This is a genomic window from Kitasatospora sp. NPDC041917, assembly GCF_055589745.1.
In genome coordinates, this window is sequence record NZ_JBVJBI010000007.1 from 87,979 (window position 1) to 103,689 (window position 15,711).

A 15,711-nucleotide genomic window follows, 5' to 3' on the forward strand; every position below is an offset into this window, starting at 1 on the left:
GACGCCTTCCGTCGTGGTCGGGTTTGCAAGGAAGAGAGAACGATGGCTGCGCAGTCGGAACGGGTGCAGACACAGTCCCCGGAACCAACGAATTCCGTGGTGGCGTCGACAGACAAGTCCACCACCCCCGGTGCCGAGCGCACCCCGAGGAGGAGCGGCAGACCGTCGGACGGGCCCAGTGCGGCCTCCAGGTTCGCCCCCTACCTACTGCTGCTGCCGGCCATCGCGGCGACCCTCGTCCTGCTGGTCTGGCCGCTGATCGAGACGGTGGTGGTCTCGGCCCAGAACCTCAACAGGCGGCAGTTCATCCAGCACCTGACCGAGTGGACGGGCTTCTCCAACTACACCGATCAGCTGGGTAGTTCGGAGTTCTGGGCGATCACCCTGCGCACGGTGGTCTTCACGGTGGTCAACGTCGTGCTGATCATGGTGTTCGGCACGCTGGTCGGCCTGCTGCTCAACACCCTCGGCAAGCGGATGCGGCTGCTGCTCTCGGTCGGCCTGCTGCTGGCCTGGGCGATGCCGGTGGTCGCCGCGACCACCGTCTACACCTGGCTCTTCGACCAGAACTTCGGTGTCGTCAACTGGTTCCTGGACAAGCTGGGCTGGCACGCCATGGCCCACTTCAACTGGACCAGCGGCCAGTACTCCACCTTCTTCGTGATCATCCTGCTGATCGTGTGGCAGTCGGTCCCGTTCGTGGCGTTCAACATGTACGCGGGCCTGACCACGATCCCCAAGGAGCTCTACGAGGCCGCCCGGATGGACGGCGCCGGCTCGGGCAAGATCTGGACCTCGGTGATCTACCCGATCATGAAGCCCTTCCTCCTGGCCACGACCTTCCTTGAGGTCATCTGGGTGTTCAAGGCCTTCACCCAGGTCTACCTGATCAACAAGGGCGGACCGGACGGCCTGACCCGCACCCTGCCGGTGCACGCCTTCCTCGAAGGCATCGGGTCGCAGCACTTCGGTGTCGGCTCCGCGATCGCGGTGCTCACCATCGTGATGCTGGGCGCGCTGATGGCCTACTACTTCCGCATCATTCTCAAGCAGGAGGACGAGCTGTGAGGCGCTCGCTCATCGGACGCACCTGGCCGAACCTGATCGCGGTCGTCCTCTTCGTCTTCTTCATCTTCCCCGTCTACTGGATGTTCTCGACCGCGTTCAAGCAGAACAAGGACATCGTCAGCCGGGACCCCGTCTTCCTGCCGCTGAACGGCACGTTCGAGCACTTCGACCGGGCCGTGCACGTCCCGAACTTCTGGACGTACGTCAGCAACAGCCTGATCGTCACCGTCGGCGCGGTGCTCGGCTCGCTGGTGATCGCCACCCTGGCCGCCTTCGCGATCGCCCGGATGCGCTTCCGCGGCCGCAAGGGCTTCGTCCTGGTCGTGATGGCCGCCCAGATGGCGCCCTGGGAGGTCATGATCATCGCGGCCTACCTGATCGTCCGCGACAACGAGATGCTCAACAGCCTGGTGCCGCTGACCGCCTTCTACCTGATGATGGTGCTGCCCTTCACGATCTGGACGCTGCGCGGCTTCATCGCCGCCGTGCCCAAGGAGCTGGAGGAGTCGGCCATGGTGGACGGCTGCACCCGCACCCAGGCCTTCGTGAAGGTGATCTTCCCGCTGCTCGCCCCCGGCCTGATGTCGACCTCGCTGTTCGGCTTCATCACCGCGTGGAACGAGTTCCCGCTGGTCAACATGTTGAACAAGAACGAGACGGCGCAGACCCTCCCGGTCTGGCTCTCCTCGTTCCAGACCGCGTTCGGCACCGACTGGGGCGCGACCATGGCCGCGTCCACCCTCTTCGCCGTGCCGATCCTGATCCTGTTCATCTTCCTGCAGCGCAAGGCGGTCAACGGACTGACCGACGGCGCAGTGAAGGGCTGAGTCAACGTGAGCATCCTCGTTCCCACCGTGCCGGACAGCGACCAGCTGCACCGTGACGCCCTGACCGTCCTCCAGCCCGGCTTCGTCGGCACCGAGCCGCCGGAGTGGCTGCGCCGCCACCTCGCCGCGGGCCTCGGCTCGGTCGCGCTGTTCGACCGCAACGTGGTCGACCTCGACCAGCTGTCCGCGCTCACCGGTGCGCTGCGCGCCGAGAACCCCGACCTGCTGATCGCGATCGACGAGGAGAGCGGCGATGTCACCCGGCTGGAGGCGGGCTCCGGCTCGTCCTGGCCCGGCAACCTCGCGCTCGGCGCGATCGACGACCCGGCGCTGACCCGGGACGTCGCCCGCGAGCTGGGCCGGGCGCTGGCCGCGGCCGGCGTCAACTACAACTGGGCGCCCACCGCGGACGTCAACTCCAACCCGCGCAACCCGGTCATCGGGGTCCGCTCCTTCGGCGCCGACCCCGAGCTGTGCGCCCGGCACACCGCTGCCTGGGTGGAGGGCCTGCAGTCGGCCGGCGTGGCCGCCTGCTCCAAGCACTTCCCCGGCCACGGCGACACCGCGGTGGACTCGCACCACGGGCTGCCCGTCATCGACGTCGACCTGGACGTGCTGCGGGCCCGTGACCTGATCCCGTTCCAGGCGGCGATCGCGGCCGGCACCAAGGCCGTGATGACCGCCCACATCATGATCCCGGCGCTGGACCCGAAGCTGCCCGCCACCCTGAGCCCGGCCGTGCTGCGCGACCTGCTGCGCGCGGCCCCGGCCGACGGCGGCCTCGGCTACCAGGGCCTGATCGTCAGCGACGCGATCGAGATGGGCGCCATCGCCGACACCTTCGGGATGGGCGAGGGCACCGTACTGGCCCTGGCGGCCGGCGCGGACGCGATCTGCGTCGGCGGCGGGCTCGCCGACGAGGAGACCGTGCTGATGCTGCGCGACGCCATCGTGGCGGGCGTGCGCTCCGGCCGGCTCGCCGAGGAGCGGCTGGCGGACGCGGCCGCGCGGGTGCGGGCGCTGGGCAGCTGGGGCCGGATCGCGGCCCAGGGCGAGCGGGTCGAGCCGGACCTGGCGGTCGGTCTGCGGGCCGCGCGCCGGGCGCTCAGGGTGGTCCGGGCGCCGGGCCTGACCGTGCCGCCGGTGAGCGAGCGCCCGTACGTGGCCTCGTTCTCGGACGAGCCGAACATCGCCGTCGGCGACGTCACCCCGTGGGGTGTGGCGGGCATGCTGGCCGACCGCTTCCCCGGCACCCGCACCCGCGAGGTGTCGGCGGCCGACGCCGCGCCGGAGCTGCTGGACGCGCTGGTCGACGAGCTGCTGGCCGCCGCCGAGGGCCGCCGCCTGGTGCTGGTGGTCCGCGACGCGCACCGGCACGGGTGGATGGCCGCGGCGCTGGGCCGTCTGGTGGCGGCCCGGCCGGACGCCGCCGTGGTCGAGATGGGCCTGCCCCAGTCCGAGCCGGTCGGGGCGCTCCACATCGCCACCCACGGCGCCGCCCGGGTCTGCGGACTGGCGGCCGTGGAGGTCCTCACCGGGCAGCCGGGAGCGATCGGCTGAACCGTTCGACGAGACGTCACCGGCCGTGTCCGGTGGGCGTCGGCCCACGGGCCCGTCATGCGCATGTCGCATGACGGGCCCGTTCCGTTTCCCCGGCGTTGACCTGCGGGTTCGTCGAGTGACCGTGTTCCCTCAAGTGGGCCTTAAATCCACCTTAAGGCCCACTTAGGGTGACGGAACGACAACTGGCGGCCACGCGGTACAACAGCTCTGCAACGGCCGTCCCAAGGAGGGCTTTTGGTCGTTGACACCACCTATGGTCTAGGCCAGAGTCCAGTCATCCGGTTCGAGATTCAACCTCGCCGGATGTGGTATCGGCCCACCCCGAAGCTCTTCGCCGCCCCCTGTCCGGACTCTCCGCCGCGGGCGCCAATCACGCTGCCGGCGGGCAAGACGGCTCTACAACCCTCGGAGGACGGCGTGAAGAAGCGTCAGCTCATCTCGACGCTCGGGACCATGGCACTGGCAGTCGGTCTGACGGCCTGTTCCTCGACCGCGAAGCCGGCGGGCGACAGCGGCGCGGGCGGCTCCGCGGACCCGAAGGCCGCCGGCGGCACCGTCACCGTCTGGCTGATGGACGACGCCCAGAAGAACTGGCCGGACCTGGTCCAGCGGGTCAACGACGAGTTCGCGGCGAGGTACCCGAACGTCAGCCTCAAGCTCGTGTACCAGGGCTGGGCCGACAAGGTGGGCAAGCTCGACAAGGCCATCGCCGACGGCAACGCCCCCGACGTGGTCGAGCTGGGCAACACCGAGACCATGAAGTACGTGCTCTCCGGCGCGCTGGCCCCGGTGGACCGCAGCACCTTCGACAACTCCGACAGCTGGATCAAGGCGCTCGCCAACACCTGCACCTACCAGGACAAGCTCTGGTGCGTGCCCTACTACGCCGGCTCCCGGGTCGCCATCTACAACTCCGCCGCCTTCCAGCAGGCCACCGGCAGCGCCGACTTCCCGAAGACCGAGGCGGACCTGCTGGCCGCGCTGGACAAGGTCGCGGACCGCAACAAGGCCGACAAGACCTACTCCCCGCTCTACCTGCCCGGCCCGTACTGGTACGCCGCGATGAGCTACGTGGCCGCGTACGGCGGCAGCATCGCCAAGTTCGACAGCTCCGGCAACTGGCACGGCACCCTGCACGATCCCAAGTCCCAGCAGGGCGTCAGCCACTTCGTCGACCTGGTGCGCAAGTACAACAAGGGCGACCTGACGGTGAACGAGCAGAACCAGTTCGAGTCGATGGCCCGCGGGCACGCCGCGTCCTTCTACGGCAACGGCTACGAGGCGGCCAGCGTCACCGCCCCGGTCACCGGCGACCCGAGCCTCAAGGACGCCGTCAAGGTGGCCACCATGCCCGGCCCCGACGGCAAGCCGCTGCCGACCTTCATCGGCGGCTCCGACCTCGCCGTCACCGCCAAGTCCCAGCAGGTGGCGCTGGCCACCGACTGGATCCGGATGTTCACCAGCACCAAGTCCGAGCAGGCGCTGGCCGACAAGGACATCCTGCCGAACAACCTGACCCAGCTGAACCCGCTGAAGAACAAGCCGACCACCGCCGCCGCGGCCAACGCCGTCCCGGACGCCTGGTTCACCCCGCTGGCCCCCGGCTGGGCCGCGGTCGAGAAGCAGAAGGTCATCCCGGACATGCTGACCGCGATCCTCAAGGGGAAGTCGGTGGACCAGGCCACCAAGGAGGCCGACGCCGCGATCGACCAGCTGATCAACAAGGCGTCCTGACCTTCCGTCGCGCCCGCGGCCACGCGCCCCTCCCGACCGTGCGGGCGCGTGCCGCGGGCGTGCGCCGCTGGGGCGCGCCGGGTGCGCGCGGGCGTGCGGACGGAGGTGCCCGGCGGCAGGTGCGACCGTAGGATTGCCGCACGAAGGACCGCAGCGAGTGTGCGGACTCGCCGCCGTGGAGGTCCCCGCCGGGCAGCCGCCCGAGCGGGGTCGAACCGTCTCATCGGAGGCAGACCCAGATGTCCGACCCGCAGACTGTTTCCGTCCCCGGCCGGATCATGGCGGCGGAGATGGCCGAGCAGCCGGCCGTCCTCCGGCGCATCCTCGACGAGGGCGCCCCGAAGATCCGCGAGGTCGCCGCGCAGATCGCCGCCCGCAACCCGCGCTTCGTCCTGCTCACCGCGCGCGGCACGTCCGACAACGCCGCGCTGTACGCCAAGTACCTGATCGAGATCCTGCTCGGCAAGCCGGCCGGCCTGACCTCGATGTCCACCACCACCGCGTACGGCGCCAAGCCGGACCTCACCGACGTCCTGGTCGTCACCGTCAGCCAGTCCGGCGGCTCGCCCGACCTGGTGGCCTCCACCAAGGCGGCCCGCGAGGCCGGCGCCATCACGCTCGCGGTGACCAACAACGCCGCCTCGCCGCTGGCCGAGGTCTCCGAGTTCCACATCGACGTGCTGGCCGGCCCGGAGAAGGCGCTGCCGGCCACCAAGACCTACACCGCCGAACTGCTGGCGCTCTACCTGCTGGTCGAGGGCCTCGCGGAGGCATGGGGGTACCCCGGGCCGAGGACCGGGGGAGGCTCGGCCGCCGAGGAGCTGCCGGGCCTGGCCGCCGGGGTGCTGGCCCGCAAGGCGGAGGTGAAGGCGCTGGCCGAGCGCTACCGCTTCGCCCAGCGCCTGGTCATCACCTCGCGCGGCTACGGCTACCCGACCGCCCGCGAGGCGGCGCTCAAGCTGATGGAGACCACCTACATCCCGGCCACCCCGTTCTCCGGCGCCGACCTGCTGCACGGCCCGCTGGCCATGGTGGACAACGTCTCGCCGGTCATCGCGATCGTCCCGGACGGCAAGGGCGGCGAGGCCCTCCAGCCGGTGCTGGACCGGCTGCGCGGGCGCGGCGCGGACCTGATGGTGGTCGGCCAGCAGGCGCAGGTGGAGGCCGCCTCGGCGGGCTTCGCGCTGCCGGCCGGCGTGCCGGAGGAGGTGCAGCCGATCCTGGAGATCCTGCCGCTGCAACTGCTGGCCTACGAGATCACCATCGCCCGCGGCCAGGACCCGGATGCCCCGCGCGCCCTGGCGAAGGTCACCGAGACCAGGTAGGTCCCCCCGCGGACGCGATTCGGCCCCGGTCCACAGGCTGTGGACCGGGGCCGAATCGCTGAGCGGCCGGACGTGGTTCAGGGGGGCCGAAAACACTACGGGCCACGGCGCCGACACGGGACCCTCAACCCATGCGGCACCGCAGCCCGGAGCTGTCGTCGGGCACCGGATCCGGTCGAGAACTGTGCGGGGTCCTCGATCGTCGGCGTCCGACCGAGGAGGGGCCGCGCGCGGTCAGGGCAGTTGCGCGGGGGCCTCTCCTTGGTGCTCTTTCATTGTGGACTAGACCAATCTCGGTTGTCCAGGCCTCTCGGAAAATTGGTCTAAACAACTCCGGAGGGTGCGCGGGAGGGTGCACGGAAGGCGGTGGGGGAGGGGGTACGGAAGGGCGTGCGGCAGGGTCCCGCGGGGCCCGCCCACCGGTCCGCCGCGCCCCGCCCGGACCGGCGGCGCTACCCTCGCCATGTGCCCTCGCTGAACGAACTCGTCCGCCGCCACACCACCCTCACCGGGGCCGATGTGGAATGGCTCCACCACCTGGTCTCGGAGTGGCAACTGCTCTCCGACCTCTCCTTCGCCGACCTGGTGCTGTGGATCCCCACCTGGGACGGCATCCGCTACGTCTCGGTGGCGCAGATGCGGCCCAACACCGGGCCCACCTCCTACCAGGACGACATGGTCGGCCACCTCGTCCCGCGCGGCCGCCGTCCGCTGCTGGACGCCGCCTTCGACGAGGGCCGGATCGTGCGCGAGGGCGACCCGGAGTGGCGCGAGGAGGTCCCGGTCCGGGTCGAGTCGATCCCGGTCCGGCGCGAGGGCAAGGTGCTGGGCGTGATCGCGCGCAACACCAACCTGCTGACCGTGCGGACCCCGAGCCGGCTGGAGCTCACCTACCTCCAGAGCGCCTCCGACCTGGCCCAGATGATCGCGGCCGGCTCCTTCCCCTACCCCAACGTCGAGCAGGCCGACATGGACGCCGCCCCCCGGGTCGGCGACGGCCTGATCCGGCTGGACGCGGACGGCATCGTCACCTACGCCAGCCCCAACGCCCTCTCCGCCTACCACCGCCTCGGCCTCACCACCGACCTGGTCGGCAGCCACCTCGGCCGGGCCACCGCCGATCTCGCCCCGCCGTCCCGCTCGGCCGTCCACGAGGCGCTGGTGAAGCTGGCGAGCGGCTGGGCGCCCCGGCAGACCGAGGTGGAGGCGCAGGGGGGAGTGGTGACCCTGCGGGCGATCCCGCTCAAGCCCAAGGGCACCCTGACCGGTTCGCTGGTGCTCTGCCGGGACGTCACCGAGCTGCGCCGCCGCGACCGCGAGCTGATGACCAAGGACGCCACCATCCGGGAGATCCACCACCGGGTGAAGAACAACCTCCAGACCGTCGCGGCCCTGCTGCGGCTGCAGTCCCGCCGGATGGAGTCGGAGTCCGGCCGGGCCGCACTGGACGAGGCGGTGCGCCGGGTCGGCTCGATCGCGATCGTGCACGAGACGCTCTCCCAGGCGCTGGACGAGCAGGTGGCCTTCGACGAGATCGCCGACCGGGTGCTGGCGATGGTGATGGAGCTGTCCCAGGACGGCCGGGTGGCGACCCGGCGCACCGGCAGCTTCGGCATCCTGTCCGCCGAGGTGGCCACCCCGCTGTCGATGGTGCTGACCGAGCTGCTCCAGAACGCCCTTGAACACGCGTTCGGGCCAACCGCCTCCGGGAACCTGGAGGTCAGTGCCCTGCGCGGGCGGGCGCCGGCGACCGGCGCGGGCTGGTCGGAGAGCTGGAACGGCGGCGCCCGGCCGGAGGAGTACCTGCTGATCACGGTGCAGGACGACGGCCGCGGCATGCCGGAGGGCTTCGACCCGAAGACGGCGGGCAACCTCGGGCTGCAGATCGTCCGGACGCTGGCCACCGGTGAGCTGGGCGGCACCTTCGACATGGTGGCCGGCCCGGACGGCGGGACCAAGGTGGTCCTGGAGATCCCGGTCCGCTGAGGCCCGGTGCGCGAAGGTGTGTGGCGGGGGCGCGTGCTCGGATCAAGCGCCGGGTCCGCGCTCCGCACTCCGGAGTGCGGAACCAGAGCGTGGGGCCGGACGCGCAACCGGGGCGCCGAGTCGGGGCGCGCAACCGGGGTGCGGAAACAGAAACGAGGCCCTGTCGACCGGGGGGGGTGGGTCGACAGGGCCTCTCAACCCGTTCCGGCCGTCGGGGGGAGTCGGCCGGAGCGGGGGCTCTGGGTGGTGCGACACCTCGCCGGTGCGTTGCACACGGTGAGCGCCACAGCTCCACGATATTGCTCTCAGTGAACAGTATCAAGTGTCTGGGCGGGTCCGGTGTCGCGGGACCCGGCAGGGCAAGGTCCTTTGTGCGGAAGGCTTCACCAGGAGGTGCAGGGAAGCCTTTGATCATGTGTCGATCGGTACTGCGGTCACTGCTGGTGCTACGGCGTGTGATCGCTGGGCGATCAGGCGGTGCGGGCCCGGTTGCGGGCGGCGCGGCGCTTCATCGCGCGACGCTCGTCCTCGCTCATGCCGCCCCAGACGCCGGCGTCCTGGCCGGTCTCAAGCGCCCACTGGAGGCACTGCTCCATCACCGGACAGCGGCGGCACACGGCCTTGGCTTCCTCGATCTGCAGCAGAGCAGGACCGGTGTTCCCGATCGGGAAGAACAGCTCCGGGTCCTCTTCGCGGCAGACAGCGCGGTGGCGCCAGTCCATGGTCGTCCAACTCCTCCTGCCGCGGGGGGTGGCCCGATCGGCACAATCGAATGGCTTGTGAATGTGAACGCTTTCACGAATCCCGCAACAGCAAAAGAGACCAAAGGCCCGTCGGGCCCGGGTGGTCTGTGCTGGGGGGGATTCGGCGATTCGAGGGACACCCCGCGGTCGGCGCTCCTGTGGTTCCGGAGTTGCCGTCGCTGCGATGTGTCCCGATCGCCATGTAGAGGTTCGCAAACCTCGGGCTCGGATACAACCCCCTTCGGGGAGGAATTTTGGATTCTTCGGTGTCGCCTAGCTCACAGCCAGTACTTCTATGGAGTGAAGGGGGCTTGTGCGTTCGAGAAGAAGGAGGAACCCCCCTTCCAGTCACACAATCACACGCAGTGCCCGCCGTACGCCTGTGAAACTGACGCGACTCCTGTCTCCAAGATGGTCCCCGTCGACCTGGAACGGCGCCGGTTCCTCCGAAACCAAGGTGAAGTGTCTGACGTCGTGATAGGAGACGACGTGCTTCCCGGAAGGGCCCATCGGAGGGGCGCCGTCACCCGAAGGCGCGTACGACCGCAGGATCTGACGGACCGTTCGAGCCGTGCCGAACGTCGTCATCCGGGTGATGCCGAAGACGTCCAGATCCGTGTCGAAGGAGGCGAGCGGTGAGGGGTAGACCGGCCGGTTGCCGAGGAAGGTCCAGGGCGAGGTGTTGCTGACTATCGACAGCACCAGGCCCGGAACCCGCTCGCGGCCCGGCATTTCCAGGGAGATCGGGCCGGAGCGGCGCTGCTCACGCTGGGTGAAGTAGTGCCGCAGGGCCTGGCCGACGTACAGGGCGTGGGTGGACTTGCGCCCGGCCCGGCGCTGCTCCTCGACCCGGCCGACCACGCCGGCGTCGAAGCCGAGGCCGGCGGTGAAGGTGAACCAGCGGTCCGGCAGACCGTCGGTCATCGCCTTGCCCAGCCCGATCGGCCGCTCCCGGCCGTGCTCCAGCGCGTCCAGCAGGGCGCCGGTCGCCTCGACCGGGTCGTTGGGCAGGCCCAGCGCGCGGGCGAACACATTGGTCGAACCGCCCGGCACCACGGCCAGTCGCGGGACCTTCTCGCCCGGGCCGTGCGCCAGCAGCCCGTTCACCACCTCGTTGACGGTGCCGTCCCCGCCCAGCGCCACCACCAGGTCGACCGTGCCGTCCTCCGCCGCCCCGCGGGCCAGGTCGCGCGCGTGGCCCCGGTACTGGGTCTCGGCGACCTCCAGCTTGAGATCGCTGCGCAGGGCGTGGATCAGGACGTCCCTGGTCCGGCCACTGGTGGTGGTGGCCTTGTGGTTCACGACCAGGAGAGCGCGCATGGGGAAAGCCTACGGGTCGGTACGGACCGACCGGCGGCTACCCTGCTGGAGTGACCGCAGAAACCTCCGCACCCGCACCCACGGCCGGCGCCGGCCGACCGGCCTCCCTGACCCTGGGCGCCGCCATCACGGCCCTGGAGGGCATCGCGCTGGCCGTCGTCGGCGTCCTGGACATGGTGGCCGCAGTGTCCGGCCAGGCCAAGCAGCTGGCCCTCAACGAGTTCGGCGGAGCGGTCATCGTGCTGCTCGGCGTGCTGCCGGTGCTGGCCGCCCTCGCACTGCTCAAGGAGCGCCGCTGGGGCCGCAGCCCGGCGGTGCTGACCAACTCGATCTGCCTGCCGGTCGCCTACTACATGTTCGAGAGCGGCGGCACGGCGATCGCGTTCGGCGTGCTGATCGGCGTGCTCGGCCTGGTGGGCATCGGCTGCCTGCTGAACCCGAAGTCGACGGCGGCCCTGTACGCCCCGTCCGAGGACTAGGGGCGTACAGGGCCGGGGGTCGCAGGGCAGGGGATCGGACGGCCGCCGAGCCGGAGCTGAGCGGCCGTCAGTCCTACTCCTCCACCAGGAGCTTCTCCCGCAGCTGGGCCAAGGTCCGGGCGAGCAGCCGGGACACGTGCATCTGGGAGATCCCCACCTCGGCGGCGATCTGCGACTGGGTCATGTTCCGGAAGAACCGCAGCACCAGGATCTTCTGCTCCCGAGGCGGCAGTTGGGCCAGCAGCGGCTTGAGCGACTCGCGGTACTCGACGCCCTCCAGCGCCTCGTCGGTCGCGCCCAGGGTGTCCGCGACGGCCGGCGACTCGTCGTCGCTGTCCGGCACGTCCAGCGAGAGCGTGGAGTACGCGTTGGCGGACTCCAGGCCCTCCAGGACATCCTCCTCCGAGATCCCCAGGTGCTCGGCCAGCTCGTGCACCGTGGGGGAGCGGCCGTGCCGCTGGGAGAGCTCGCTGGTCGCCGTGGTGAGCGACAGCCGCAGCTCCTGGAGGCGGCGCGGGACCCGCACCGCCCAGCCCTTGTCGCGGAAGTGCCGCTTGATCTCCCCGACGATGGTCGGCGTCGCGTAGGTGGAGAACTCGACCCCGCGCTCGTGGTCGAAGCGGTCCACGGACTTGATCAGGCCGATGGTGGCGACCTGGGTCAGGTCGTCCAGCGGCTCGCCCCGGTTGCGGAAGCGCCGGGCCAGGTGCTCGACCAGCGGGATGTGCATCCGCACCAGCTGGTTGCGCAACTCGACCCGCTCCGGGGAGCCCTCGGGCAGTACGGACAGCCGGACGAACAGCGCGCGGGCGGCCTCCCGGTCCGGGGCGCCGGTGCGGTGCGAGCCCTGGGCGGGCACGGCGCTGTGCGGCTCGGCCTCGACCGCCGGGTCCGTCTCGCCCGCCGGGTCCGGCGGGGGCACGGAGGCAGGCGTCGGCTCGGACGTCGGCTCGGTGGGGTGGCTCATCCGCTGGGCGTCCTTCGGGTGCGCTTCGTCGTTGGCGGCGAGGCCGGGAACGCTCGCCTGGGTCGGTACGGCGGGTCCCGCCGTCGCGAGGCCGGTACGGTCCAGATCACTCACGGCCATTCCCCCGTTCCGTTCCGGGAGCACCGGGGCCGGTGGCCCCGGAATCGTCTCGTTGGTCGTACCGCGTGGGTGGCGGTACCGGGAGCCGTCCGTCGGAACCCCGGTCGGGGGAGCGGCGGACGGCCCTTGCGCGGGTGGTGCTCGGTGCTGCTCGGTCGTGCGGTTCGGTCCGGCGCCCGGCTAGTGGGCGGGGGACCCGCCGCGCTTCTTGTTCAGGCTGATCGACACGGTCTTGTCCGCGCCGACCGAGGAGTCGACCTCGCCGGCCAGGGCGGAGAGCACCGTCCAGGCGAAGGTGTCCCGCTCGGGGGCCTTGCCGTCGGTGGTCGGGGCCGAGACGGTGACCTTCAACGAGTCGCCGACCAGCCGGAACTCGCAGGACAGTACGGACCCGGGCACCGCCTGCTGGAGCAGGATGGCGCAGGCCTCGTCGACCGCGATCCGCAGATCCTCGATCTCGTCGAGCGTGAAGTCCAGCCGGGCCGCCAACCCGGCCGTCGCTGTTCGCAGGACGGAGAGGTAGGCCCCCGCTGCGGGCAGCCGGACCTCCACGAAGTCCTGAACACCGAGATCGCCGTCGATCTGGGACACCCTTGCCTCCTGGGTGGCGCGCTGTGCTTTCTTGGTACCCCGCTTGTTACCGCTTGCTACCCCCGAAGGGGGCCCGGCGTCACGCATCCACCATCGCTCTGCCTTCCGCACCCCGGTTCGGGAGTTACTCATGGTAAGGCATTGCGACGCAGGGTGGCAGACCCTTTCGCCGGTCTCCGGACGGCCGTTCAGCGCCGCCCGGCTTCGGCCAGGGCCTCGCCGGTGAGCCGGTAGACCGTCCACTCGTCCATCGGCACCGCGCCGATCGCCTTGTAGAAGTCGATCGAGGGCTGGTTCCAGTCCAGGACCGACCACTCGACCCGGGAGTAGCCGCGCTCGACGGCGATCCGGGCGAGCTCCAGCAGCAGCGCCTTGCCGTGGCCGCCGCCGCGCGCCTGCGGACGGACGTACAGGTCCTCCAGGTAGATCCCGTGGGTGCCGCGCCAGGTCGAGAAGTTGCGGAACCACACCGCGAAGCCGACCGGCTCGCCGGTGGCGTCGTCCTCGGCGATCAGCCCGAACAGGGCCGGGTTCTCGCCGAACAGGGCGTCGTGCAGCTGCTCCTCGGTGGCCTTCGCCTCGTGCAGGGCCTGCTCGTAGTCCGCGAGTTCGCGGATCATGGCGTGGATGACGGGAACGTCGGTGGCGACGGCGGTGCGGATCATGCCTGTGAGCCTACTGCTCGGGACCCGTCTCGTCCCAGGCCTGGACGGAGGTCTGGTCGACGATCCGGCCGTCCCGCAGCACGGCCATCGAGGACATCAGCACCCGGACGCCGTCGGGGTACCGGCAGGACTCCAGGAAGGCGGCGTGGTCGCCCTGGACCACCACCTGTTCCAGCTTGTGGGTCATCTCGCGGCCGTAGACGTCGTCCAGCATGGCGCCGATCTCCTCCCGGCCGTGCATCACCAGGGGGTGGCTGGGCTGGGTCTTGCGATCGACCATGCGCAGTTCGGCGTCCTGCGCGTAGAGCGCCAGGAGGGTCTCGGCGTCGCAGCGCTCGATGCCCTCGCGCAGGGCGCGGGTGTCGAAGGCGCCGGGGGCCGCCATCGTGGTCATGATCTCGCTCCTCCGGTCGGGTTCCGTCGGCTCGTACCTTGAGCGTACGCCCGCGGCCACCGCCCCGGAGGAGCGGACCGGGGGTCGTCAGCGGGCCGGCACGGTACGCAGGTACTCGGCCAGCGCGCCGACCGCTGCCGGGTTGCGCGGGCTCTCCACCAGGTCGACGTAGTCCATGACGAAGATCCGGTCGTTCCTGACCGCGGAGACGTTGGCCAGCGGCGGGAAGGACTTCAGGAACTTCCGCTTCTCCTCGGCCCCGGGCGTCGCGTAGTCGTTGATCACGATCACCTCCGGGTCGCGTTGCACCACGCCCTCCCAGCCGGCCGTGACCCAGGTGTCGGCGAGGTCGCCCATGATGTTGCTCCCGCCGGCCTTGGCGATGATCTCGTTGGCGGCGGCGAACTTCCCGGCGGTGTACGGCTTGTCCTGCCCGCTGTCGTACAGGAAGACGGACGGGCGGCGCTCGGGCTGCGGGACGGCGGCGATCTGCGCCTTGAAGTCCGCGATCAGCCGGTCGGAGCGGTCCTCGACGTCGAAGATCTCGCCGAGGTTGGCCAGGTCGGTGTAGAGGGCCTCCAGCGGGTCCATCACGCCGCGCTCGGTGCCCTTGCCGCTGCGGCAGGACTCGCTGAGCACGTACGAGTCGACGCCGAGCGCCTTGAAGGCCTGCGGGGTGACGCCGGCGCCCTCGTCGAAGCCGTAGTGCCAGCCGGCGAGGACCAGGTCGGCCCGGGCGTCCAGGGCGATCTCCTTGGTGAGCACCTTCTTGGAGAGCCAGGTGGTCTGCTGGTAGCCGTCCTTCCAGGCCACCTTGTCGATCCGGCCCTTGTCGTCGGGCATCACGTAGCCGGCCATCCGGTCGGCGAGGCCGAGGGAGAGCATCAGCTCGGTGATGTTGACGTCGTTGGTCACCACCCGGGCGGGCTTCCGCGCGAAGGTGAGCTTCTGCCCGCAGTTGTCCACCGTCACCGGGTAGTGGGCGGAGGCGGTGGCGGCCTCCTTCGGGGCGATCTCGGCGCCGCAGGCGGTGAGCCCGAGGACGAGCAGGGCGGCGGTGGCAACGGCCTTGGTGCGCAAGGTGGTTCCTCTGGGCAGGCGGGACGGGTCAGGAGGAGGGGGCGAGCCGGTCGAACAGCAGCTGGAGGGCGCCGGTCTCCGGGTGCCGTACCGGGGTGGCGCGGACGCCGAACACCTCGGCCAGCAGGGCGGGGCGGAGCACCTCGTGGGGCGGGCCGGAGGCGACGATCCGCCCGGCCCGCAGCACGTAGACCAGGTCGCAGTGGCCGGCCGCCAGGTTGAGGTCGTGCAGCGCGGTGAGCACCGTCGGGCCGGCCTCGCGGGCGAGCGCCAGCACCTCCAGCTGGTGGGCGATGTCGAGGTGGTTGGTGGGTTCGTCCAGCACCAGCAGGCGCGGCTCCTGGACCAGCGCGCGGGCGAACAGCACCCGCTGCTTCTCGCCCCCGGACAGGCTCAGGAAGCCGCGCTCGGCGAGGTGCCCGGCCCGGACCTTGCGCAGCGCCCCGGCGCAGCGCTCCGCGTCCCCGTCGGCCGGGGCGCCGAAGCCGCGGCGGTGCGGCAGCCGGCCCATGGCGACCACCTCGGCGACGGTGAAGTCGAACTCGGCGGAGTGCTCCTGGGTCAGCGCGGCCACCCGGCGGGCCGTGTCGCGGGCGCTCAGGGCGTGCAGGTCGTCGCCGGCCAGCCGGACCACGCCGCCGGCCGGCTTCAGCACCCGGTAGACGCAGCGCAGCAGGGTCGACTTGCCGCTGCCGTTCGGGCCGACCAGTCCGACCACCTGCCCGGCGGAGGCCGCCAGGGTCACCTCGTGGACCAGCCGGGTGCCGGCCAGCTCCACCGAGACGGCGTCGACGGCGAGGTCCTGGGCCCGCGCCGGGGTGGGCGCGGCCGGGTCGGCCGGGCCGGTCG

Annotated in this window: 15 protein-coding genes; 7 read left to right on the plus strand and 8 right to left on the minus strand. The window is 71.0% G+C overall.

Annotation, left to right across the window (positions count from 1 at the left end):
* The first annotated feature begins 42 nt into the window (after positions 1 to 42).
* From ACZ6EM_RS10825 to ACZ6EM_RS10850, 6 genes are all read left to right on the plus strand, one after another.
* On the plus strand, positions 43 to 1,068 hold the full coding sequence (locus tag ACZ6EM_RS10825; protein WP_452180969.1) for a carbohydrate ABC transporter permease: 1,026 nt from the start codon (positions 43 to 45) through the stop codon (positions 1,066 to 1,068).
* A complete protein-coding gene (locus ACZ6EM_RS10830; RefSeq protein ID WP_380548221.1) occupies positions 1,065 to 1,895 on the plus strand; it encodes a carbohydrate ABC transporter permease in 831 nt (276 codons plus the stop codon). Before ACZ6EM_RS10825 ends, ACZ6EM_RS10830 begins: the two co-directional genes overlap by 4 nt.
* A gap of 6 nt (positions 1,896 to 1,901) precedes the next feature.
* Positions 1,902 to 3,455: a glycoside hydrolase family 3 protein gene (locus tag ACZ6EM_RS10835; protein WP_387695201.1), complete on the plus strand. Its 1,554-nt coding sequence runs from the start codon at positions 1,902 to 1,904 to the stop codon at positions 3,453 to 3,455.
* Positions 3,456 to 3,911: 456 nt separating this feature from the next.
* Complete coding sequence (locus ACZ6EM_RS10840; RefSeq protein WP_359904537.1) at positions 3,912 to 5,192, plus strand: extracellular solute-binding protein; 1,281 nt, start codon at positions 3,912 to 3,914, stop codon at positions 5,190 to 5,192.
* Between the two features lie 239 nt (positions 5,193 to 5,431).
* Positions 5,432 to 6,517: an SIS domain-containing protein gene (locus ACZ6EM_RS10845; RefSeq protein ID WP_452180968.1), complete on the plus strand. Its 1,086-nt coding sequence runs from the start codon at positions 5,432 to 5,434 to the stop codon at positions 6,515 to 6,517.
* 465 nt (positions 6,518 to 6,982) lie between these two features.
* Entirely contained in the window at positions 6,983 to 8,503 is a 1,521-nt protein-coding gene (locus ACZ6EM_RS10850; protein ID WP_359904532.1) for a sensor histidine kinase, read from the plus strand.
* 470 nt (positions 8,504 to 8,973) lie between these two features.
* Here the strand turns inward: ACZ6EM_RS10850 and ACZ6EM_RS10855 are convergent, their stop codons facing one another.
* Positions 8,974 to 9,225: a WhiB family transcriptional regulator gene (locus ACZ6EM_RS10855; RefSeq protein WP_014138019.1), complete on the minus strand. Its 252-nt coding sequence runs from the start codon at positions 9,223 to 9,225 to the stop codon at positions 8,974 to 8,976.
* Positions 9,226 to 9,594: 369 nt separating this feature from the next.
* The gene (locus ACZ6EM_RS10860) at positions 9,595 to 10,566 is read right to left on the minus strand and encodes a diacylglycerol/lipid kinase family protein (protein WP_401047454.1); all 972 of its coding nucleotides are present in this window, start codon (positions 10,564 to 10,566) and stop codon (positions 9,595 to 9,597) included.
* Between the two features lie 50 nt (positions 10,567 to 10,616).
* Between ACZ6EM_RS10860 and ACZ6EM_RS10865 the strand changes: the two genes are divergently transcribed.
* Positions 10,617 to 11,045 (plus strand): hypothetical protein, encoded by a 429-nt coding sequence (locus tag ACZ6EM_RS10865; protein ID WP_401047456.1) that lies wholly within the window; start codon positions 10,617 to 10,619, stop codon positions 11,043 to 11,045.
* A gap of 73 nt (positions 11,046 to 11,118) precedes the next feature.
* On the opposite strand, the gene ACZ6EM_RS10870 is transcribed toward ACZ6EM_RS10865, so the two are convergent.
* The 6 genes from ACZ6EM_RS10870 to ACZ6EM_RS10895 form a co-directional block, all read right to left on the minus strand.
* The gene (locus tag ACZ6EM_RS10870; RefSeq protein WP_452180763.1) at positions 11,119 to 12,126 is read right to left on the minus strand and encodes an RNA polymerase sigma factor SigF; all 1,008 of its coding nucleotides are present in this window, start codon (positions 12,124 to 12,126) and stop codon (positions 11,119 to 11,121) included.
* 186 nt (positions 12,127 to 12,312) lie between these two features.
* Entirely contained in the window at positions 12,313 to 12,723 is a 411-nt protein-coding gene (locus tag ACZ6EM_RS10875) for an ATP-binding protein (RefSeq protein ID WP_359904520.1), read from the minus strand.
* A gap of 188 nt (positions 12,724 to 12,911) precedes the next feature.
* On the minus strand, positions 12,912 to 13,388 hold the full coding sequence (locus tag ACZ6EM_RS10880) for a GNAT family N-acetyltransferase (RefSeq protein ID WP_380548207.1): 477 nt from the start codon (positions 13,386 to 13,388) through the stop codon (positions 12,912 to 12,914).
* Positions 13,389 to 13,398: 10 nt separating this feature from the next.
* On the minus strand, positions 13,399 to 13,782 hold the full coding sequence (locus ACZ6EM_RS10885; RefSeq protein ID WP_380548204.1) for a nuclear transport factor 2 family protein: 384 nt from the start codon (positions 13,780 to 13,782) through the stop codon (positions 13,399 to 13,401).
* 87 nt (positions 13,783 to 13,869) lie between these two features.
* Complete coding sequence (locus tag ACZ6EM_RS10890; RefSeq protein WP_401047463.1) at positions 13,870 to 14,862, minus strand: ABC transporter substrate-binding protein; 993 nt, start codon at positions 14,860 to 14,862, stop codon at positions 13,870 to 13,872.
* Positions 14,863 to 14,890: 28 nt separating this feature from the next.
* Positions 14,891 to 15,640 carry an ABC transporter ATP-binding protein gene (locus ACZ6EM_RS10895; protein ID WP_465772302.1) on the minus strand — a complete coding sequence of 250 codons (750 nt, stop codon included), beginning with the start codon at positions 15,638 to 15,640 and terminating at the stop codon, positions 14,891 to 14,893.
* Positions 15,641 to 15,711 lie beyond the last annotated feature (71 nt).